We start from the raw sequence: 20,911 nt of genomic DNA, 5'->3' as shown, positions 1-20,911 counted from the left end.
AGGCTGTAGAACAGGCGATGAAGCGATCGGCCGCGCGGCCGCTGCTGTGGCTGGCCGCGCTGCTTGCCGTCTATTTGTGCGCGCCGTTTATCGCGAGCGTGCCGCAACTCGGCGCGGCCGATTGGCCGAATGTCGATTGGCGCGCGGTGTGGTCGGCGGTCGGCATCTCGGCGGCGAGCGCCAGCGTGGCCTCGTTCGTGATTCTGCTCGGCGGCGTGCCGCTCGGCTATTTTCTGGCGCGCTCGAACTCCCGCAAGATGGCGCTGCTCGGCTTCGTCGTGCAGTTGCCGCTCGCCTTGCCGCCACTCACGAGCGGCGTGCTGCTGCTGTTTCTGCTTGGGCCCTATAGCTGGGTCGGCCGCTTCACCAACGGGGCGCTGACGGATTCGTTTGCCGGCATCGTGCTCGCGGAAATCTTCGTGGCCGCGCCTTTCCTGATCATCGCCGCGAAATCGGCGTTCGCCGCCGTCGACCCCGTGCTCGACGACGTGGCCGCGACGCTCGGCCATCATGCAGGCAGCCGATTCTTCCGTGTGATGTTGCCGGTTGCGTGGCCGGCGATTCGCGCGGGACTCGCGCTGGCGTGGTTGCGTGCCTTCGGCGAATTCGGCGCGACGGTGATGGTGGCCTATCACCCGTATTCGCTGCCGGTGTACACGTACGTCGTATTCGGTGGGCAGGGCCTGCCGGCGATGATGCCATTATTGCTGCCGACGCTTGCGATTGCCATTGTCTGCGCGGCATTGTCGATATATAGCCTTCGGCAGAAGGCTTCACTCGAACAAACCGAAAACGGCGACGACGCGCTGGAACCCGGCACGGATCTGACGGCGAGCCGGGGCGAGACTTCCGACCTTCGCCTCGCCTTTCATTTGCAGCGGCGACTGGGCGCGTTCGAACTCGACATCGCTTGGGCGCCGGCCACGCGGCGGCTTGCGATCATCGGCCCTTCGGGCTCCGGCAAATCCCTCGCATTGCGTCTGATTGCAGGGCTTGAATCCAACGCAGCCTGTTCCGTTCGGCTCGGCACCACTGACTTGAGTACACTGCCGCCCGAGCGCCGCCAGATCGGCTACATGCCGCAAGACTACGGCCTGTTCCCGCATATGACGGTGGCACAGCAGCTCGCGTTTCCCGTTGACGCCGACGCCGCCAGCGCGCGTTACTGGCTCGATCATCTCGGCCTCGCGCAGCTGGTTGCGCGCTTGCCGCATCAATTGTCGTTCGGTCAGCGGCAACGCGTGGCGTTGGCGCGAGCGCTCACGCGTCACAGCGAATTGCTGCTGTTCGATGAGCCGTTCGCGGCGCTCGACACGCCCCGGCGACGGCGTTTGCAGCAGTCGCTGCGCGCGTTGCAGCGCGAAATTGCGGCGGTGACCATCATCGTCACACACGATCCGGACGAAGCCGCTCTGCTTGCCGACGAGGTGCTGGTTGTCGAACAGGGGCGCGTGCTGCAGGCGGGTTCCATCGATAAGGTATTCGAACGGCCGGCTTCGATGCGGGTTGCCGAACTGCTCGGCTTGCACAACGTCGGCGAAGGTTTGATGACTGCGCCCGGGCGAGTCGAGATTGGCAATGGGTTGACGATCGCGACCGGCGATAGCGGTTTTGCGATTCCCGCCGGGCAAGGGGTGATGTGGCGTATCTCGTCCCACGCCGTGCTTATTTCACCCGGCGGCGCCTACGCCGGCATGGTCGACGCGGTCGAGTTACGGCGCGGCGAGCGGTATGTCCGCCTGAATATCGCGGGGGTGCGCTTCGACATCGCGAACGAAGATGCCCGCTTGCGCGAAGGCAGCCCTTGCCGGGTTGACGTTGACGCCAGCGGCGTGTCGGTCTGGCATGTGAGCTGACATGCTGGGCCAAACAGCCGGCTAACCCTCAGCCGCGTGAGCCCTCTTCCTGATTTCAGAAAACGTCGCGTCGACGAGCAATTTTCCAGAATCGAAAACCGTGACGAGCGCCTCGTCCCAATCCCCTTCAACCGTGCGGTCATCCCACGCCAACGGCAGCGTCACTGTCCGATACTCGCCTGTGTGACGATTCACCAGCAACGTAAGCCTCCCTTTCATCGAGCGCTTGCCGGCATCCGTGACTGGGTCCTTGCGTACGTCGTGCCATTCATCGTCGAGCCGGATGGCCGAACACTTCATGGCGAAGCGCTGTGTATCGCGGTTGATCTGCTGCAACAACGCGCCGCCCATGCCAAAAACGATGTTGTCGGCCGCAAAGCCGGCCTCATCCATGGCCGCAAGGATCGCTTCGATCGAATCCGGATTCACGCCGTCGCCCTGAATCACGCGCACGTTGTTGAGCACGCGCCGCCCCTTGCCGTTCACCGTCGAGCCGAACGACGCCTCGAGCGCCCGCATGGTCTGCAAGACGATCGTCAGCGGATCGCCGGAATCCGGCCGGATCACCAGTGTGCCGCCGGAGTCGAGCACCGCCTGCTTCAACGTCGTGCCCCATACCTCGAGCGCGGCGAACAGGTCGTAGGAATCGGACACCACTGAAACGATTGCACCAGGCTTGCCGAACTTCGCGATCATGTTGCGGAATGCGTCGGTTTCACGCTCGCGTCCCCATGACGTGATCGTGCTGTGCTCCGCGGCCGGCACGGAAAACGCCGCCATCGGTTCGTTGTAGTAGTGGTTTGCCGCAACCACACCGAGCACCGTATCCGAGCCCATGAAACTGACCAGATGCGCCGAGCCGCCAATCGCCGCCGACTCCGCACTCGACACGCCGCGCGCGCCGAAATCGTGCAGTTTGAATGGCAATTGCGTGAGGTCGTCGCTACTCTTCTCCAGATAAGCGCGGATCGTATTGCGCAGATGCCAGCTTTGCGTCGCGACTGTAATCGGATACCACACCCGCATCAGCATCGTTTCCAGATACGAGGCCAGCCAGAACACCTGGGGATCGTCACATTCGACCGTGACCAGCACGTTGTGCGTGGGCACGACCGAGCCTTCCGGCACCGCGCGAACCCGCACGGGCAGATAGCCCTCATAGTGCTCCACGATGTAGCGCCAGCCGGCTTCGTTGAACGGCTCACCGTGCGCCGTGAAAAATGCCTTCGCCTGGTCGATCATGGCTGGCGTAATGGGCCGGCACAGATACTCCTTGATCAGCATCTGCAGGCCGAAAAACAGCGTACGGTCGTAGCGCCCGCCGCGCGACTCGATATATGAAAACATCGCCGACGCTTCCGGCGGATATTGCAGGTAGTGCGACGCCTTGTACGAATCCGTGTTGAGAATCGGATTGGACAGAATAGACGCCATGTCGTGGAACGGGGTTGTATCGCTTTGCATGGATGATGTGGCGCTCGTGCGCATCTATCAAAGGTAGCCAGGCGGGTTGGGGGTTTGCTGTTTAGCGCCGCTAATTGCAGCTCATTGCAGCTCATTGCGGGTTGCACCGCAAGAAAACTACACGATACACCGTCAAAACACGCCCGGAATCACCCGAAACCGCACCTTACCCCTGTACGTCCGATATCGCTCATCGTCGGACAGGAGCCGCTCCTCCCGCACAATGCGTCCAACCTGCAGCGCAAACTGGCATCCGTAGACAATCACGTTCTGAATCCCGAAGTTCGCCAGCAAAAACCCGACGTCCGTCACGAAATACCCCAGGTACATGGGATGACGCACGAACCGGTAAGCCCCGCGGGAAACAACCCCGCGATTGGCGGGCAAAATGCCGAACGACCTGCGCAGCGACACCTTCGCGAACAGTTGCCAGAAAATCCCCAGCAGTTGCAGCGACGCGCCGGCCGCCTCCGGAATAAGTTGGGTGCCGGGCGAAAGCCGCACAGCAAGAAAATAGAACGTGCCGCCCACCGAGCAGATGAACGCGAAAGGCGTCCAGTCGCGGTGGATGGGTACCCGCGCAAACAGCGACAACCCCAGGGTCATGAACGCGCTCACCACGAGCAGCAGCAAGGTTATCCGTGTGGGCGCGGCGAGCCATTGCTTGACCGCGGCGTATGTGAAGATGCTCAACATGAGCGCTGCGGCGACGCGCGCGAGGATTTCGGTCAACGCCTCGCGCATGCCGCCGGCCGGCATAACCCCGTCTCCACCATCGGCGCGAGGCGCTGCGCTTGCCGGGTCCACAATCGTGGCATCCTCGAGACGGCCCTCATCATCGAATTCCGGCGAAGGTGCGGTCTTTGTCATTGCACACTCGTTTCGATATGCGAATTATTATTCAAGCCTGCCCCATGAAGGCTTCCGGTCCGTCAGCGTCGCAGCGTAGCAGTCACACCGGACGAATGTCCATATCATGCCACGCCCGCCTGAATTCGATTCTGGCGTGCGAGTCTCAGCGATCGGGTGGGTTCAGCGGCTGCACTTGAGTTGCGGCAGCGCATTCGGCCGCCTGGCAAACAGGCGGCCGAGCATGCCTTTGTGAGGCGCGGCGACAACCGGACTGAAGCCATCCGGCCGTCAAGGCCACGTCAACCGCAGTCGCCATTCAGATGTAGTCGTCGGGTCCGGCCGGGTCGACGTCCGCACCGCGCTCGTAGCCTCGTTCGGGCGACGGCGGCATCTCGTGGATCGCGTCGCGCAGCGCCTCGCGCTGAATCTCGGGCTGAGCCTTGCGTTTCATCGCCTCGGCGATCACCAGCGTGAACAGATCGGCCGGCGGCGCGGCGAACAGGCTGCGCGGCCCTGCGACAAGACGCTGATAGGAGAGAACGGCGCCGTGCGCCGTGGTGTGGTGGCCCAGTTGCATTGCGGCCAGCTTGCTGATCGTTTTCATGACAACCCCCGAATCGTGAGCCATTTCAAGGCCGCATCCAGGTAAGCCGTGCCCGCGTAATCGCGCCGGCACGGCGCCCGGTCCAACTCGTAAAGCGTGTCCCTCTATGGAGACTAAGGCCATCCCTCCCCGCATCGTCGCGCCGGCTGGTCCTGACCGTGCGCTGCCCCGCCCCTGTTCTGTGCTGTGCGTCGCGTGCCCGCAATGTGCTCGAGCACGGTACCTGTCGCTATTGCGATCGATTTAATTTCGGCCATCAACGCCAGGTCCGTCCAGTCAGACGGAAAAAATGGCGAGGTCAGCGCTTTACGTCGTCCGGTGAAGAATGACCGATGCGCCGCATCGACCATTCAGCCCACTTTTTTGACGTCCGTTTTTCAGTGGCCCCGCCACACCCTCGTAAGACACATTGGCTTCCCCGGCCGCGCTTACGAAGACGATGTTCACCGCCGGGCTCCGGCTGCTTTCCCCGAGCTACCGGAGCGGGCGGCAATGCATTCGCTTGTAAAGCTCCTATTGCAATGGCTGTGCCATGCGCTCTCAACCCCTTGATGCACGGTGAATTTCGCTGCCGCGCACCGCGCCAGACCATGCCTCTCGGCACGCGTTGATTCGGATTTGACACGCGCTGGGTTCATCCTCCAACGCGTTGCAGAAGGATCTACCTGTCGGCGGGCGTAGACGCGCGCTTCGTCGGCCCCGGCCCGGTCACGCTTTGCGGCGTGCCCCGGTCAAATGTGCCGATGCTTCGGGCCACGAAACAGCTCTCGCAGCCCTTGCCCAAAATGTCGCAAGCTTGAGACACGGTAATTCGACGGCGCGGCAGCCGTTGCACGATGAGAGGCATGCTAATTGCGGCGCTATGTGGGATTTCGCACATAGCCGCGGTTGACCGACCATTTTTGAACCGTAAAAAGGCACGTCAAAGCGGGAAAACGTTTCTGAATCCAGATTTGTTTGTATGGCGCTCGAAAGCACTTTCGCTTATCGTTAAGCAATGCGCCACATAGAGCGCGTCTGCCAGACCACGGAGGTAGAAAACGGCTTGTGATTCGGGGATGAAATAGTCAGGCGGTCTCACCGTTAAATGCTGTCCTGCTATCTGTCCGACGTGCGGCACCTCGCGGTTCATGCCGCCGCTCTATGTCCCCGCCATTGCCGCTACCGTGAATTTGTCATTGCCGGTCTGTCCAGTTCGTCGAAGAGCAGTTCTGAGAGCAGCAACAATCCGGGGGTCACATGAACACGACTTGCACGCCTGTCGACACCGAACGCACCGTTCTATACGTGTCGAACTCGCCCGATCAGGATCTGGCCAGCTTCCTGGCCGCATCCGGCTGGCAAGCTGTGCACGCCAAAAGCACGGCAATCGCCGAACGCATGATCGAGCGCGACAATATCAAGGTCGGCCTCGTCGAATTGCCAGGTAACTGCACGTCCCAGCATTTGTCCGCTCTCGCCTCCTGCATGCGCCGCGTCGAAACCAATTGGGTCGCGCAGATCGCGCCGGGCCAGTCGGACGACGAACTGGTCAGCCGCTTCATCCTCGATTATTGCTTCGATTTCGTAACCCGGCCCTGGCTGAACGAGCGGCTGGTATTCGCGCTCGGCCACGCGCACGGGCTGTCGAGCCTGCGGCACGCGCCGGCCGCCCCCGAGCCTTCGCTCGGTCGGCACGGCATGGTTGGGCAATGCGAGGCGATGCAGCAGCTATACCGGCGCATCGACAAATGCGGCGTGACCGACGCGCCGGTGTTCGTCGCCGGCGAATCGGGCACCGGCAAGGAACTGACCGCCCGTGCGATTCATGAGCGCTCGCCGCGCGCCGGCCGGGCCTTCGTCGCGATCAATTGCGCGGCCATTCCGCCGAGCCTGCTGCAAGCCGAATTGTTCGGCCACGAGCGCGGCGCCTTTACCGGCGCGTTGCAACGCAAGATCGGCCGGATCGAAAGTGCCAACGAAGGCACCCTGTTTCTGGATGAAATCGGCGACATGCCGCACGAATGCCAGGCGGTGCTGCTGCGCTTCCTGCAGGAAGGCACCATCGAACGGCTGGGCGGCAATGGGCCGATCAACGTCGACGTACGGGTGATTTCAGCGACCCACGTCGATCTGGACAAAGCCGTCGAAGACGGCCGCTTCCGCTCCGACCTGTATCACCGCCTGTGCGTGCTGCGGCTTGTCGAGCCGCCGTTGCGCGAACGCGGCGGCGACATCAAGCTGCTCGCCAATTATGCGCTCAGCATGTACCGGCAGGATGGCGCGCGTAAATTGCGCGGGCTGTCGAGCGACGCGATCGTCGCCATGTCGAACTATCCGTGGCCGGGCAATGTGCGCGAGCTGATCAACTGCGTGCGCCGGGCCGTGGTGATGAGCGAGGGCCGCTTTATCACGGCAAGCGACCTCGGCCTGCCGCAAACCGACAACGGGCCGGCCGTGACGCTGGCGGAGATCCGCAGCAAGGCCGAAAAGGACGCCATCGAGCACGCTTTGCAGCGGCACGGCTATAAATTGTCCGAGGCCGCGGCCGAGCTCGGCATTTCGCGAGCCACGCTGTATCGCCTGATGCATGCGAGCCGGCTGCATCAGGACCCGGCGGCTGGACGCGCGTCGAACGCCAACGGCGCTGCGGATGCCGACGACGAGGCGGAGCGGCAGGCGCCTTCGCTGGTTTGACCTCGCTGGTTTGACCTAAGACCGCCCGAACGGGCAACCGTCCGCAAATAGTGCCGCGACCGCGCCGCCTGGCTCGGTCGGCCAGGCGCCGTAACTGGCTATCGGTTCTCCCTTGGCGTTGCTATGCTGAAAGCCGTTCATCCACCCTGGAGTGGACGTGGCCGATCAGCACGCCCCGGCGCTCGCGCGCCGCCCTTCCTCCACGCTCCCCGCCCAGGCGAGCCCGTGCGACGCGCTCGCCATCCACGCTCAGCCCCTCAGCTTCGATCACCCATGCCGGCGCAAAAAGCTCGCACTCGCCGCAACCATCCTGGGTTCGAGCATGGCGTTCATCGACGGCTCCGTGGTCAATGTCGCGCTGCCGTCGATCCAGACCGAGTTGGGCGCGAGCGTCGCGGCGATCCAATGGGTGGTCAATGCGTATCTGCTGTTTCTCGGCGCGCTGGTGCTGGTGGGCGGTTCGCTCGGCGACAAGCTCGGCCGGCGCACCGTGTTCATCGCGGGAATCGGCTTGTTCACGCTGGCCTCGATCGGCTGCGGCCTCGCGCCTGGCGTCGGCGCCCTGATCGCGGCGCGCGCCGTGCAAGGCATCGGCGCGGCGTTGCTGGTGCCGAGCAGTCTCTCCATCATCGGCTCGGTATTCGACGACAAGGAACGCGGCAAAGCGATCGGCACTTGGGCCGCCGTCGGCGCGATCACGTCGGCGGTCGGGCCGGTGGCGGGTGGCTGGCTCGTTGATGCGTTTTCCTGGCGAGCGATTTTCTTTCTGAACGTACCGATTGCGTGCGCAACCATCGCGCTGGCGGTCGTCGCCGTGCCGGACAGCCGGCAGGAAGGTGATCCATCAGATCCGGACCCCGTGCACAAAGGGCAAGCGCTGCCGAGGCTCGACTTGCCGGGCGCCGTCACGGCGGCCGCCGGGCTCGCCGCGCTGACCTACGGCCTGACCATCGCCTCGGCGCGCGGCTTCGGCGACCGCTGGGTGCTGGCGTTGATCCTCGGCGGCCTCGTCGTGCTGTCCGGCTTCGTCGTGCTCGAAGCAAAGACCCGCAATCCGATGATGCCGCTCGACGTGTTCCGTTCGCGTGATTTCGTCGGCGCGAATCTCGTCACGCTGCTGCTCTATTTCGGGCTGGGCGGCGCGCTGTTCTTCCTGCCGTTCACGCTGATCCGCGCGTATGGCTATAGCGCGACCGAGGCAGGCGCCGCTCTGCTGCCGGTGCCGGTCACGATCGGCCTGTTGTCGCGTTTCACCGGCGGCCTGACGAGCCGTTACGGCGCACGGGCCCTGCTGGGCATCGGGCCGGTGATCGCGGCGATCGGCTTTGCGATGCTCGCGCTGCCGTGGGTCCGCGGCGACTATTGGCGCGGCTTCTTTCCGGCGCTCGTCGTGCTCGGGCTTGGGATGACGATCACCGTCGCACCGTTGACGACGACGGTGATGACGTCCGTATCCGCCGCCCGCACGGGGGTCGCCTCGGGCATCAATAATGCCGTCGCCCGGGTGGCGAGTCTGTTGGCGATCGCGGTGCTCGGGATCGTATTTGTGTGGTCGCACGACGCAGCACTCGACGCGCGGCTCGATGCGTCGAACGTGCCGCAAGCGGCGCGTGCGTCGGCACGGTTGACACAGGACACGATGAGTACGAGTTCGGCGGCGCCAGGTGCAACGGACGCCGCGACTCGAGCCGAAGTGGCGCGCGCGCAAGCCGAGGCACTCGGGGCGGCCTTGCGAGCGGTGGCGCTGGTGTCGGCGATGTGCGCACTGGCCGGCGCGACGCTCGCGGTGTTGACGATCCACGAGGCTAGTGGAAAAACAGCTGCGCCAAGTTAAGGGGTAGGTCCCGGGACACGGCGCCGCTTGCGATCTGCGCGGGCCTTGATACCGCCATTGAACGCCGCCATTAAATGCCGCCGGCCCGCTCAACGACAGTTCAGAACGCAGTGAAACGTCGCAGTCGAGCAGTCTTCATACTGATACTCACCTGCTTCAAACCACCCCCACCTGATCGGGAGCTTGCACATGACGATTACCTGCTTCATCCGCTATCAGATCGACCCGTTCCAACGCGAAGCCTTCAACGACTACGCTCGCAACTGGGGCCGCATTATTCCGCGCTGCGGCGGTCATCTGATCGGCTACTTTCTGCCGCACGAAGGGACTAACGACGTCGCCTGGGGATTGATCGCGTTCGACAGCCTCGCCGCGTACGAAACGTATCGGGCACGGCTGCGCTCCGACGCCGAAGCACGGGAAAATTTCCTGTTTGCGCAGACGAAGCGCTTCATTCTGCGCGAGGAGCGCACCTTCACCGAAGTGGTTGAGGGCACGCTCGGGGTGGCTGCGACGGATTCGGTGGAAGCAACAGAATAGGCATTGCCGGGCCTGAGCGCCCCTATCGTACGGAGCCCAACGGGCTTTCGCGCCAGCCCTTTTGCCGATGCAGCCCCGCGCGTGGCTGCGTCGGCGCATGGCCGCCTGTCACGCTGCGCCTGCCGCCTCAGTGGATCTCAAGCCGCGCGATCTTACGCGCTACGCCGTGGACGGCGCCTCTACCAGACAAGCTTTCTGCCACCTGACGTTACAATTCGGACCAACTGGCCGAACCTCCGCGTGAACGCCGATAGCCGCCGCGGATGGAACTTGTACGACTAAACACGTGTCGGTCCAAGGTCACGCCGCCGAATCGACCCTTGCGTCGACCCACGCGTCCCGGCACCGCCGTCCGCACCTGGTACCCCGCCTTACACCCTATGCGCAAAAAACTCCACGCCTGGCTTGTCATTTTTCTCCTCCTGAGCGCCTCGCCGGTCTTTGCCGCCGTGGCGCAACCCGCCGCCTCCGCGGCATCCGGCGCCGCGCCCACCCTGACGCCCGAGCAGGCCCGCCAGGCCCTCAGCGTCCTCAATGACCCCACCCGCCGCGCACAAGTCAGCGACACGCTACAGGCGATCGCCGCAGCGGGCGCACTCAGCGCTCCGCATGCCTCGTCGGCCTCGGCGGCCGCGGCTGCGTCGGCGCCCGCCGCGGCCAGCAGCGCCAGCGCGCTCGTCCCAGCCGCCTTCCAGTCCAATGGCCTCGCCTCGCAACTGGCGCGTCAAGGCGCGCATTGGGCCGTGCATCTCGGCAAGTCATTGCGCGGTTCGGTCGCCGCGCTGCTCGACGTCGCTTCGGTACGTGCCTGGTGGCATTGGCAATCGACCAACCCGCAAGCGCGCGGCGTGCTCGGCCAGGTCGCATGGTCGCTGCTGGCGGCCCTGCTGCCCGCGCTCGCGCTCGAATGGCTCGCGCGCCGCCTGCTGCGCCGCGCGTACACGGCCCTCGCCGCGCGCCGCGAACGTGACGATGAAGACAGTGCAGCGCAAGCCGACCTGCCCGTTGACGTCCAGCCGCAACCGGCCGATACGCCGAATGCCGCGCCGCCGCTGCCGGTTTCCCCGGTTTCGTCCGATGCAACGGCCCCGGCAGCAAAGCCCGGCGCCTCCATAACAACGGCCACGTCCACCACCGGCAAAACCACCGAGGCCAAAGGCGAGCAGAAGGCCGTGCATCACCTGACGCTGCTGCAGCGCCTGCCGCGCGCGCTCCTGACGATGGTGCTGCGCCTGTTGCCGCTGGCGGTGTTCGTCGGCGCGGCGAGCGCGCTGATGTCGATCTTCACCGAAGACGGCACGCCGCAAGACCGCGCGCTCGATTCGCTGATCGACATCTACGTGCTATGCCGCCTGATTGTGATCGTCAGCGGCTTCTTCCTGCAGCCGAGCGCGCCCCGCCTGCGCCTGTTGCGCATGAGCGATGCGTGGGCCGCTTTCGTGCAGCGCTGGATCGTACGGATCGTCGCCGTGGTCGGCGCCGGTTCGGCTTTCGCGGAGATCGCGCAAGCGCTCGGCCTGAACGACGCCGCGCATCTCGCGCTGATGAAAGTGGTCGCGCTCGCCGGCCACATCATGATCTCGATTCTGATTCTGAAATGCAGGAAGCCGGTTGGCGAATTGATCCGCAGGCGCTTTGCCGCGAGCGAATCGCTGGAAATGTTCGGCAACGCGCTCGCCGATGCGTGGGCCGGATTCGCGGCGTTCGTGGTGATGGCGCTGTGGTTCATCTGGGCGCTCGACGTGCAGAACGGCTACCGCACCTTGCTGCATCTCGGCGGCATTACGCTGGCGATCCTGGTGGGTGCGCGGGTCGTCGCCATCGTGATTTTCGGCGCCATGGCGCGGCTATTCAACGTACAGGGCGACGCGGAGAAGTCGCTCGTGCAACAGCATGCCTATCGCTATTACCCGCTGCTGCGGCGGGTCGTCGCGTGGCTCATCGGCGTTGTCACGGCGCTCGCGCTGCTGCAGGTTTGGGGCGTCGATGTGGGCGAGATGTTCCGGGCCGGTTCGATCGGCCATCGGCTGGCTTCGGCGCTGGTCACGATCGGTGTCGCCGCAGTGATCGCTCTGGTGGTGTGGGAAGGCGCCAACGTGTCGATCGAACGGCGGCTGGATCAGTGGACCACCAGCGGCGACCTCGTGCGCGCCGCACGTCTGCGTACCCTGCTGCCGATGCTGCGCAGCGCGCTCTTCTGCGTGATCGCACTGGTCGTGGTGCTCACTGGCCTGAGCGAACTCGGGGTGAACATCGGGCCGCTGCTGGCGGGCGCGAGTATTTTCGGCGTGGCGCTCGGCTTCGGCTCGCAAAAGCTGGTGCAGGATTTCATCACCGGCATGTTCCTGCTGATGGAAAACGCCATGCAGGTCGGCGACTGGGTCACGCTCGCGGGCGTATCCGGTACGGTTGAATATCTGTCGATCCGCACCGTACGCTTGCGCGGCAGCGACGGTTCGCTCTTCACCGTGCCGTTCAGTTCGGTCACGACGGTGAACAACACCAATCGCGGACTCGGCAATGCAGCGGTGAAAGTGAATATCGTGTTCGGCCAGGACGTCGATCTGGCGATCGCCACGTTGAAGGAAATCGGCGCCGCGCTGCGTGAAGACGAGAAGTTCAAGGACGGCATCCTGTCCGACTTCAGCTTCTGGGGCGTGGATGGCGTGGATGGTTCAGCGGTCACGCTGGCCGGCCAGATCCAATGCCGCGACACCGCGCGCTGGGGCGTGCAGCGCGAATTCAACCGGCGCATTCTCGACCAGTTCAGCGCGCGCGGCATCGAAATCGCGAACCCACAGCGGCATCTGCTGACGTGGGACCCGGAGAGCGTACCGGCCAAGGTCGAATCGAACGGCGCGCTGGACGTTGGCCCCAACGCTGCTGCGAAGGGCGAACCGCCTTCAACGCCGCCTGCCGACGCCTCGCTGAAAGCGGCAGCCGGCAAGGCCGATGCGCCGGTGGAAGATCAAGTGCCGGTCGACCCTAAACCGGCCGGTGGCCCAGGAACGCCAGCAAATCCTGGTTCAACTTCTCCGCATGAGTGAAGTACAGGCCGTGGCCGGCGCCTTCGTAGACGTTCAGTGACGCGCCTTCAATCAGCGCCGCGGTCGGCCGTCCGGTCAGCTCGAGCGGCGCGGAGGCGTCCCGGTCGCCTTGCACGACCAGCGACGGCACCCGGATGCGGGCCAGCTCCGCGCGGAAATCGGTGATGGTCTGGACGCGGGCGAGTTCGAGCATGGCCTGATGCGAGGTTTGCAGCATCATGCGGATCGTCCAGTCGAGCGGCGCGCGCGACACACCCGTGCCGAAGTACGGTGCGGCATTCGCCTCGATCCAGTCAGGGAAGGAACGGCTCAGCGCGAGGCGGCCCTGCTCGAATAGTGCAGCGTCGATCCCGTTCGGGTTGTCTTCGGTTTTCAGCAGATATGGCGTCGCCGCGGGCGCGATGAACGCAATCCGCGCCACGCGTTCCGAACCGTGCCGCGTCAGATAACGCACCGCTTCGCCGCTCGCGATCGAATGCGCGACCAGTGTCACATTGCTCAAATCGAGTGTGCTGAGCACGCTGTCGAGATCGTCGGCGAGCGTGTCGAAGTCGTAGCCGCGCCCGGGATCGCTCGAACGGCCGTGGCCGCGGCGGTCATACGCGATGCAACGGCAGCCGAGGCGCGACAGCGGCTCCATCTGATAGGACCACATGTCGGAATTCAGCGTCCAGCCGGACAGGAACACGAGCGGCGTGCCTTGCCCCCAATCGCGATAGAAAAGACGCGTGTGGTCGGCGGTGCGGATCGTGTTGGGATCGTCGGTGAGATACGGTGCGGTCGCGTTCATGGAAGCCTCCTTACCTTGGGTCGGAATCGTTGTGCCGTGCCGCCACTTTGCCTGGCGGGTGTAGGCAGGTCGATTACCTGGGAGGTAAAGAGATGGGCTTGCGAGCCAACGATGAGCCGCTTATTGCAGCGGCTTATTGCAGCGGCTTATTGCACGGGCTACTGCACCTGCCACCAGCGCGGCAACAAGCGCCGCACTTCCGGCCGCCGATACCGGTCATCGATCAGATGCACCACACCCTGATCCTGCTCGGTACGAATCACGCGGCCGGCGGCCTGCACGACCTTCTGCAAGCCGGGATACAAATACATGTAGTCGTAGCCGTTGCCGAACTTCGCGTCCATCGTGCGGCGCATCTGCTCGTTGACGTCGTTCATCTGCGGCAGGCCGAGCGTCGCGATGAAAGCGCCAATCAGCTGCGGACCAACCAGATCGATACCCTCGGAGAACGCGCCCCCTAGCACCGCGAAGCCGACGCCCTGGTTTGTGGTGCGAAAGCGTGCGAGGAACGCGTCGCGCGCCGCCTCGTCCATGCCCTGTTCCTGTGCCCATACCGGCAGTTCCGGATGACGCGAGCGCATCAAGCCCATCACCTGTTGCAGATACTCGAAGCTGCTCAGGAACCCGAGATAATTGCCCGGCTGCGCGGCGTACTGCTTGGCAATCAGATCGACGATGGGAATAAGCGAACGTTCGCGATCACGCCAACGCGTGGATACGTTGCCGGCCACCCGCACCTGCAACTGCTCGGCGCGAAACGGCCCTTCAACCTCGAGCCAGTTCGTCTGCTCCGGCAGACCCAGCGTGTCGCGATAGAAATGATGCGGGTTGAGTGTGCCTGAAAACATCACCGTGGTACGCGCGGCAGCGTAACGTCCTGCGAGGAACGGCGCCGGGATCACGTTGCGCACGCACAGCGTGCTGCTGCTTTTGTCGCGCGGCGCGTAGCGATCCGTGCTGAGGGTGATGTCGAAAATCGAATGCTCGCCGAATTGCTCCGCCAGCGCGACGAAATGCATGGCGTCGAAGAAAAATCGCAACGACGCTTCGTCGATGGAAAGCGGGGCTTCGGCGAGTTGATCCGTCACCGCGCCGATCAGATTCTGTGCAGCCGAAAGCAGTTTGCCGGGCACATCATCGTAGACCTGATACGTGTCGGTCTGGGCGCGCTTGACGGCGTTCCACTCGCGCTGAAGCCGTTCAAGCGGTTTCTTCAACGTCGCGGGCGCGCTTTTGCGGGCGAGCCGGAACGCTGCCTGATCAAGCGTCGCGCTATACATGCGCCGGGCCCGTTCGAGCAGGTTGTGCGCCTCGTCGACCAGCACGCCGACGCGCCATTGATTGATCTGCGTGAGCGCGTACAGCATCGCGCTGCTGTCGTAGTAGTAGTTGTAGTCGCCGACTACCACGTCAGACCAGCGCGCCAGTTCCTGCGCCAAATAGTACGGGCAGACATCGTGCCCGAGCGCCGCTTCGCGCACCGACGCGCGGTCGAGCCTCGGCCCGGCCAACGCCGCGCTGCGCGCCGCATCGAGCCGGTCGAAGAAGCCGCGTGCGAGCGGACAGGACTCGCCATTGCAAGCCTTGTCGGGATGCTCGCAGGCCTTGTCGCGCGCGACCAGTTCCAGGGTTCTCAGCGGCAGGCGTGCAGAAGTTGCATCGGCGCTTCGATGGAGCGTTTCGATGGCATCGAGGGCAAGCGCGCGGCCCGGCGTCTTCGCGGTCAGAAAGAACACGCGGTCGATCTGATCCGACGCACATGCCTTGAGCAGCGGAAAAATCGTCGCCAGCGTTTTGCCGATGCCAGTCGGCGCCTGCGCCATCAAGGGCTTGCCGTCACGCGCCGCGCGATACACCGACACCGCCAGCTCGCGCTGACCACTGCGGAACTGGCCATGCGGAAACTGCAACGCGCTGAGCGCGGCATTGCGCGCGGCGCGGTGGGCCTCTTCCTGCACGGCCCAATCGAGAAAGCGTTCGCATTGCTCGACGAAAAAAATCTCCAGCTCACGCGCAGTGTGCGTTTCGCTCAGCAAGGTTTCCTTCTGACTGCCGACATCGAAGTACACCAGCGCGACCGTCAATCCGGCGAGCCCGCGAGCCTGGCACAACAGATGGCCGTACACCAGCGCCTGCGCCCAATGCAGCGTGCGGTGATTGTCAGGCATCCGTTCGAGCGCGCCACGATAAGTCTTGATCTCTTCCAGCCGGTTCGACACCGGGTCGTAACCGTCGGCGCGCCCACGCACGGTCAAACCGCGATGCGTGCCGGTCAGCGTGACCTCGGCCTCATAGCCGCTCGAGCGCCGCCCGGCGACCGTCACATGGCCGGCCATGCCCTCCAGCGACGTGGGCGCGGGCGTGAAGCGCAGATCCAGATCGCCGCGTCGCGCGGTAAATTCGCACATCGCCCGGACGGCGACGATGTAGGTCACGTGCGAACCTCGGTGGCGGCTTCTTTTGTGGTCACTGGGGTGAGCTCTGCGGTGACCGCTGCCTCTACCCCCGTCGCGACTTCGGACACGGAGACGTCTTCATCGGCCCATCGCACGTCGAGCACGCGCACCGGCATGCCGTGCTGCGCGCAGTACGCGAGCCAGCGGATCTGGTTGTCCTGCAAGCGGTCGCCGGGGCCTTTCACTTCGATCAACTCATAACGGCGCTCGGCCGGCCAGAACCGGATCAGGTCCGGCAGGCCTGAGCGGTTGCCGCGGATATCACGCAGCAAGCGCTCGAACCATAGTTTCAGATGCGCGGCAGGCAGGCAATCGAGCGCCAGCTCGACCAGTTCCGGCGTCAGCAAACCCCAGAATACAAACGGCGATTGCAGACCCGCCTTGCTTTGCAGATGCCGCAGAATTGTCTCGCGATAGGCACTGCTGTCGAGTTGCGCGAGACACGCGGCGAATTGATCCGCGCGGCGCGCATGAAAATCCGGCGCATGCAGATCGGCCGGTCCGCGCTGGAACGGATGGAAAAACGCTCCGGGCAACGCCGCGAACACCGGCTCCCAGCACAGCAAGCCGAACAACGAGTTGATCAGCGCGTTTTCGACGTAATGAACCGGTGCCGAGTCGCAAGTCAAATGGTCGCGTGCGACGTATTCGACCGGGTGCGGGGCCTCTGGCCTCGGCAGCACCAGCGTGCTGCGCTCGACCGGGCGTGCGGCAGCCACACGCGCCACCCGCTCGCCGCGCTTGCGCTGCAAACGAGGCAACATGCGCTCGATGCGCTGCGCCTCCTCTTCGCTTTCAGGTTCGGCGGCGGCTTGCGAAGCGAGGGCGAAGGCTTCGTCGAATCGTTCGCTGCGTTCCAGCACGCGCAAGCGCCGATGGCGCGCGCCGGGCCACGCGCAACGCTCATAGACAGCGAGCGCGGCGGGCCAGTTCTGTTGACGCTCGCAATGCTGGCCGATACGAAACAACAGTTTCGCGCGACGTGTTTCGAGCCAGGGATTCGAGGTTTCGATGGCGGCAATTGCGGCGACGAGCTCGTCGATCGCCTCTGACTCCGCGTCACCCGTGGGCAGCCATTCCAACGCTTCACGGCATGCATGCAACGCAAGATAGACGTCGACGTCCGCGCGTTGCCGGAAGGCGCGCGACGACGGCGCGAACGCGACCTTCTCGTACTGGAACACGCCGAGATCGGCGAGCACGAACTCCGACCAGTCCTGCTGCAGATTGCCGAAGAACATCAGGCGCAGACGATCGCAAAGGGGCGCGATGGCGACGTGGAAGACGCGGTCGGTGGTTTGGGCGTGCCATGTGGACAAAGGATGCGCGGTAGCACCTCGTTCGTCGGCCTCTCCTTCGCTTTCGTAAAACGGCCGCAGCGTTTCCAGCAGATCGGGTTTGCGCAAGCCTTTCGCGCCGGGAGTCAAGGCGATGGCGTCCGCAAAGATCAGCAGTAATTCGGGGCGCGTGGTGAGCGCGAACAGATCGTCGAGCGTCAGGTCCGGTTCAGTGTCGACCCAACCGAGCACTGCCAGGGGCGCAACTGCCTGCAAAGGGCAACCTATCTCGTCATAAGAAAGGCGGCTCGCACGGAACAGCGTGCCCTTGCGCATCAGCATGCGAACCAGCAACGCACGCGAGGGCTGCGGCAAAGCGGCGAAATCGCGCAGGAACCCATGTTCGTGCGCGTCCAGCAGATCGTCGTAACGCCCGGCGAGCCACGCCAGCGCACGCTCGAAGTTCAGCAGGTAATAAGGGACGTCAGAACGGAGGTCTGACGGAGCATCTGTCGCCACGGGGTCTTCATGAAACCTGTATGTTTATACAGTGATGATATCAAAATCCGTGGGAAAGCCGGCTGACAATGCGGCAGCGGAGCTAGGTTCCCTGCTGTGCCGCCACCCACACCACCGTCAACGACCGTACCCTCTGCGCACCGCGAATCAGCACGCCTTCGATATCCGCCGTGGCCGAAGGACCGGTGACGAGCGCCGCATAGCGCGCATCGCGGAAGTCGTCGCGACGGTACACGTCCTGCAAGCCGTCGAGCAGTTGCGCCGGATCGAGCAGCACCACCAGATGCTGCACGATGTACCCCAGCGAGTTGACCACATACTCGCGCTCGCTGAACCACACCGAGCCGGTTTCAGCCACGCCGAAGCGCCCCCGCACCACACCTACATCGATATCCTGCAGCGAAGCCGGTTCGGTTTCGGCCGTAATCACACGCGTGCCGAGCACTTCGGGCGTAGCCGACGCCACCGACGCCGCATCGCCGAAGCGCGCACGGATCATCGCAAGCACGTCGCCCGCAGCCGACGCTTCGACACACGTGCCGCCCATCGCCTGCAATGCCGTCGTAAAGCGCGCCCGCAAGTCCCCGCCCGCCGAAGCGAACGGTGGCACATCGGGCCGCGGACGCGCCGGCGGCTGCGCCTCACGCACCTTCGCCAGAAAAGCTTCACGCGTTGCCATCGCCACCTCCACGATTCTTCTTGTACCAGGCGTGGAAGGTCAGCTTCGGCGCCTCCGGCAACTCACGCTGCCGCCCCCAGATATTGAGCGGGTTATACAGCACGAAATTCGGCAAGCGTCGCAGCGCGCCGCCCATCGACGACACCGTCGCCCGATACAGTGTCGGACTCGCGAGCAGGCGCCCCGCCATCTTCAACACTTCCTGCTTCACGAACGGCACCTCGTGACGCTCGGCGATCACCGTGCGCCATTTGTAGATCTGCTCGTGAATATTGATCTTCACCGGACACACATTCGTGCAACTGCCGTTCAGCGTCGACGCGAACGGCAACGCGCTATAACGCTTCAGGTCGAAGGTCGGATTGATGATTGCGCCGATCGGCCCCGAATACGTGCCGCCATACGACAAACCACCACTGCGCCGGTACACAGGGCACGTATTCATACAGGCGCCGCAGCGAATGCATTTGAGCGAATACCAGAAGTCCTCCATCGCGAGCCGCTCCGAACGGCCATGATCGACGAGGATGAAATGCATCTCGGCGCCCGGACGCGGCGCACGAAAATGCGAGGTGTACTGCGTAATCGGAGAACCGAGCGCGCTGCGCGACAGCATGCGGATAAATACGCCGAGGTCCGACACCCTCGGAATCAGCTTCTCGATCCCGATCGATGCGATATGCAGCGGCGGCACATTCGCCGACAGGTCGGCATTGCCTTCGTTCGTACACACCACCACCGTGCCCGTCTCCGCCACCGCGAAATTACAGCCCGTCATGCCCGCCGTTTTCTCGCGCACGAAGTACGGCCGCGTGTTCATCCGCTGGCTTTCCGCGAGGTAGTGAATATCGCTGTTTTGCGGATCGGTGCCGATGGTGCGGCCGAACAGTTCGGCCACATCGGCGCGCAGTTTATGAACCGCGGGCACCACCATATGGCTCGGGTCCTGATGATCGAGCTGCTGGATGCGCTCGCCGAGATCGGTTTCCATCACCGTGATGCCGCGTGGTTCGAGATACTCGCGCATCTTGCATTCGTCGGTGAGCATCGACTTGCTTTTGACGAGCGTGGTCATGCCGCGCTCGGACATGATCTGGTGGACCAGCGCATTGTGCTCTTCGGCGGTCGCGGCCCAATGCACCACGACGCCATTTGCTTCGGCCGCAGCGGCGAACTGTTCGAGGTAGTCGGACAGATGCGACAGCGTGTGTTCCTTGATGCCCGATGCCAGTTCTCGCAGCGTCTCCCATTCCGGGATGCCGTGCGCCTGCGCATCGCGCTTCTCACGCAAATCCCACAGACGTTTGTCGTGAAACGCGACGTGCTCCGTCTTCCTGATGAAAGCGCCCGCGGCTTTCGCGTGATCGATCCGGCTCATGCGCGTGCTCCGTTGAGAACCTGCGCGATATGGATGAAGCGCGCGTCGGCTTTCATGCGTTCCGCGCAGCCTTGCTGATGCATCAGGCACGACATGTCGCCCGATACGATGTACTCCGCGCCCGCGTTGAGATGATCGCGAACCTTATCCTGCCCCATGCGCACCGACACCGGCTCTTCGGTCACTGAGAAGGTGCCGCCGAAACCGCAGCATTCGTCGGGCCGCGACGGTTTGACGAATTCGATGCCTCTCACGCCTTCGAGCAAGGTCCGCGGCTTCGAAAATGGCGGCGCGGCAATCTCCGAGACCGACGCTTCCTTCAGATGCCGCAGCGCGCTGCAACTGTTATGCAGGCCGACGCGATGCGGAAACTCGGCCCACGGAAACTCACGCGCGCCGACCACGTCATGCAGAAACTCGACAAGTTCATAGGCGTTGGCGCGGACCTTTCTGACTTCATCGGTCTGCTCGAGCGCGGTCAAATGCTCGCGCACGTGATGGATGCAGCTCGCCGACGGTCCGACGATGTAGTCGTAGCCGGCGAAGTTGCGCGCAAACACACGCTCGGCGCCGGCTGCTTCGGTGTGCGCGCCGCTGTTGGCCATCGGCTGCCCGCAGCAGGTTTGCTCCTGCGGATAGTCGACCTCGATGCCGAAGCGTTCAAGCAGCTCGAGCGTGGCGATCCCCACTTCAGGGTAGAACGCGTCGATGAAGCACGGGATAAACAGGGCGACTTTCATAGGCTCGTTGAAAGATAAGCGGCGGCCGCTGATTTACCTACTTTAGTGCGGAATCGTGGCGGCGCAGGCGTTTCCTGCCGACAGCAGGTTCGCGGTCGGTCAGTAAGACTGGTCTTGTTGGTCTGACCACGAAATATAAGGAAGTCACCGGGCGGTGTCAACCGGGAACACGTTGCTGAAGCAGGCTGCGCAGGCCTCC

The 20,911-nt window shown here is 64.0% G+C and carries 14 protein-coding genes; 5 read left to right on the top strand and 9 right to left on the bottom strand.

Annotated features, from left to right (window positions below; translation table 11 throughout):
- Window positions 1-17: 17 nt before the first annotated feature.
- On the top strand, window positions 18-1,856 hold the full coding sequence (locus KHO33_RS02085; protein WP_200562284.1) for an ABC transporter ATP-binding protein/permease: 1,839 nt from the start codon (window positions 18-20) through the stop codon (window positions 1,854-1,856).
- Window positions 1,857-1,877: 21 nt separating this feature from the next.
- Here the strand turns inward: KHO33_RS02085 and KHO33_RS02080 are convergent, their stop codons facing one another.
- The 3 genes from KHO33_RS02080 to KHO33_RS02070 all read right to left on the bottom strand — a co-directional run bounded on the left by KHO33_RS02080 (window position 1,878) and on the right by KHO33_RS02070 (window position 4,776).
- Window positions 1,878-3,320: a nicotinate phosphoribosyltransferase gene (locus tag KHO33_RS02080; protein ID WP_200561829.1), complete on the bottom strand. Its 1,443-nt coding sequence runs from the start codon at window positions 3,318-3,320 to the stop codon at window positions 1,878-1,880.
- 132 nt (window positions 3,321-3,452) lie between these two features.
- Entirely contained in the window at window positions 3,453-4,079 is a 627-nt protein-coding gene (locus KHO33_RS02075) for a methyltransferase family protein (protein WP_200562286.1), read from the bottom strand.
- A gap of 409 nt (window positions 4,080-4,488) precedes the next feature.
- Entirely contained in the window at window positions 4,489-4,776 is a 288-nt protein-coding gene (locus KHO33_RS02070; protein ID WP_234475370.1) for a hypothetical protein, read from the bottom strand.
- 1,239 nt (window positions 4,777-6,015) lie between these two features.
- Between KHO33_RS02070 and KHO33_RS02065 the strand changes: the two genes are divergently transcribed.
- From KHO33_RS02065 to KHO33_RS02050, 4 genes are all read left to right on the top strand, one after another.
- Window positions 6,016-7,452, top strand: coding sequence for a sigma-54-dependent transcriptional regulator (locus KHO33_RS02065; RefSeq protein ID WP_200561831.1), 1,437 nt, complete (start codon window positions 6,016-6,018; stop codon window positions 7,450-7,452).
- A 157-nt stretch (window positions 7,453-7,609) separates the two neighbouring features.
- Complete coding sequence (locus tag KHO33_RS02060) at window positions 7,610-9,286, top strand: MFS transporter (RefSeq protein ID WP_200561833.1); 1,677 nt, start codon at window positions 7,610-7,612, stop codon at window positions 9,284-9,286.
- A gap of 189 nt (window positions 9,287-9,475) precedes the next feature.
- Entirely contained in the window at window positions 9,476-9,826 is a 351-nt protein-coding gene (locus KHO33_RS02055) for an NIPSNAP family protein (protein WP_200561835.1), read from the top strand.
- Window positions 9,827-10,206: 380 nt separating this feature from the next.
- Window positions 10,207-12,873 (top strand): mechanosensitive ion channel family protein, encoded by a 2,667-nt coding sequence (locus KHO33_RS02050; protein WP_200561837.1) that lies wholly within the window; start codon window positions 10,207-10,209, stop codon window positions 12,871-12,873.
- On the opposite strand, the gene KHO33_RS02045 is transcribed toward KHO33_RS02050, so the two are convergent.
- From KHO33_RS02045 to KHO33_RS02020, 6 genes are all read right to left on the bottom strand, one after another.
- Entirely contained in the window at window positions 12,812-13,663 is an 852-nt protein-coding gene (locus KHO33_RS02045) for an alpha/beta fold hydrolase (protein ID WP_200561839.1), read from the bottom strand. The two genes, KHO33_RS02050 and KHO33_RS02045, sit on opposite strands and share 62 nt — an antisense overlap.
- Window positions 13,664-13,821: 158 nt before the next feature.
- On the bottom strand, window positions 13,822-16,098 hold the full coding sequence (locus KHO33_RS02040; RefSeq protein ID WP_200561841.1) for an ATP-dependent DNA helicase: 2,277 nt from the start codon (window positions 16,096-16,098) through the stop codon (window positions 13,822-13,824).
- Window positions 16,095-17,915: a VRR-NUC domain-containing protein gene (locus KHO33_RS02035; protein WP_200561843.1), complete on the bottom strand. Its 1,821-nt coding sequence runs from the start codon at window positions 17,913-17,915 to the stop codon at window positions 16,095-16,097. Before KHO33_RS02035 ends, KHO33_RS02040 begins: the two co-directional genes overlap by 4 nt.
- An 82-nt stretch (window positions 17,916-17,997) precedes the next feature.
- Window positions 17,998-18,594 (bottom strand): LutC/YkgG family protein, encoded by a 597-nt coding sequence (locus tag KHO33_RS02030; RefSeq protein WP_200561845.1) that lies wholly within the window; start codon window positions 18,592-18,594, stop codon window positions 17,998-18,000.
- Window positions 18,581-19,972, bottom strand: coding sequence for a lactate utilization protein B (locus KHO33_RS02025; protein WP_200561847.1), 1,392 nt, complete (start codon window positions 19,970-19,972; stop codon window positions 18,581-18,583). Before KHO33_RS02025 ends, KHO33_RS02030 begins: the two co-directional genes overlap by 14 nt.
- Window positions 19,969-20,712: a (Fe-S)-binding protein gene (locus KHO33_RS02020; RefSeq protein WP_200561849.1), complete on the bottom strand. Its 744-nt coding sequence runs from the start codon at window positions 20,710-20,712 to the stop codon at window positions 19,969-19,971. The genes KHO33_RS02025 and KHO33_RS02020 overlap by 4 nt, the downstream gene beginning before the upstream one ends.
- Window positions 20,713-20,911: the final 199 nt, after the last annotated feature.

Source organism: Paraburkholderia nemoris (assembly GCF_905221015.1).
GTDB classification, from domain to species: domain Bacteria; phylum Pseudomonadota; class Gammaproteobacteria; order Burkholderiales; family Burkholderiaceae; genus Paraburkholderia; species Paraburkholderia nemoris.
The sequence above is the reverse complement of the archived record's forward strand: the minus strand, read 5'-3'. Positions and strand labels throughout refer to the sequence as shown.

Excerpts from the sequence above, each read along its gene's own strand:
- KHO33_RS02070 (WP_234475370.1), bottom strand. The coding sequence starts at position 4,776 with ATGAAAACGATCAGCAAGCTGGCCGCAATGCAACTGGGCCACCACACC.
- KHO33_RS02045 (WP_200561839.1), bottom strand. The coding sequence starts at position 13,663 with ATGAACGCGACCGCACCGTATCTCACCGACGATCCCAACACGATCCGC.
- KHO33_RS02075 (WP_200562286.1), bottom strand. The coding sequence starts at position 4,079 with ATGCCGGCCGGCGGCATGCGCGAGGCGTTGACCGAAATCCTCGCGCGC.
- KHO33_RS02025 (WP_200561847.1), bottom strand. The coding sequence starts at position 19,972 with ATGAGCCGGATCGATCACGCGAAAGCCGCGGGCGCTTTCATCAGGAAG.
- KHO33_RS02085 (WP_200562284.1), top strand. The coding sequence starts at position 18 with ATGAAGCGATCGGCCGCGCGGCCGCTGCTGTGGCTGGCCGCGCTGCTT.
- KHO33_RS02080 (WP_200561829.1), bottom strand. The coding sequence starts at position 3,320 with ATGCAAAGCGATACAACCCCGTTCCACGACATGGCGTCTATTCTGTCC.
- KHO33_RS02020 (WP_200561849.1), bottom strand. The coding sequence starts at position 20,712 with ATGAAAGTCGCCCTGTTTATCCCGTGCTTCATCGACGCGTTCTACCCT.
- KHO33_RS02065 (WP_200561831.1), top strand. The coding sequence starts at position 6,016 with ATGAACACGACTTGCACGCCTGTCGACACCGAACGCACCGTTCTATAC.
- KHO33_RS02055 (WP_200561835.1), top strand. The coding sequence starts at position 9,476 with ATGACGATTACCTGCTTCATCCGCTATCAGATCGACCCGTTCCAACGC.
- KHO33_RS02030 (WP_200561845.1), bottom strand. The coding sequence starts at position 18,594 with ATGGCAACGCGTGAAGCTTTTCTGGCGAAGGTGCGTGAGGCGCAGCCG.
- KHO33_RS02050 (WP_200561837.1), top strand. The coding sequence starts at position 10,207 with ATGCGCAAAAAACTCCACGCCTGGCTTGTCATTTTTCTCCTCCTGAGC.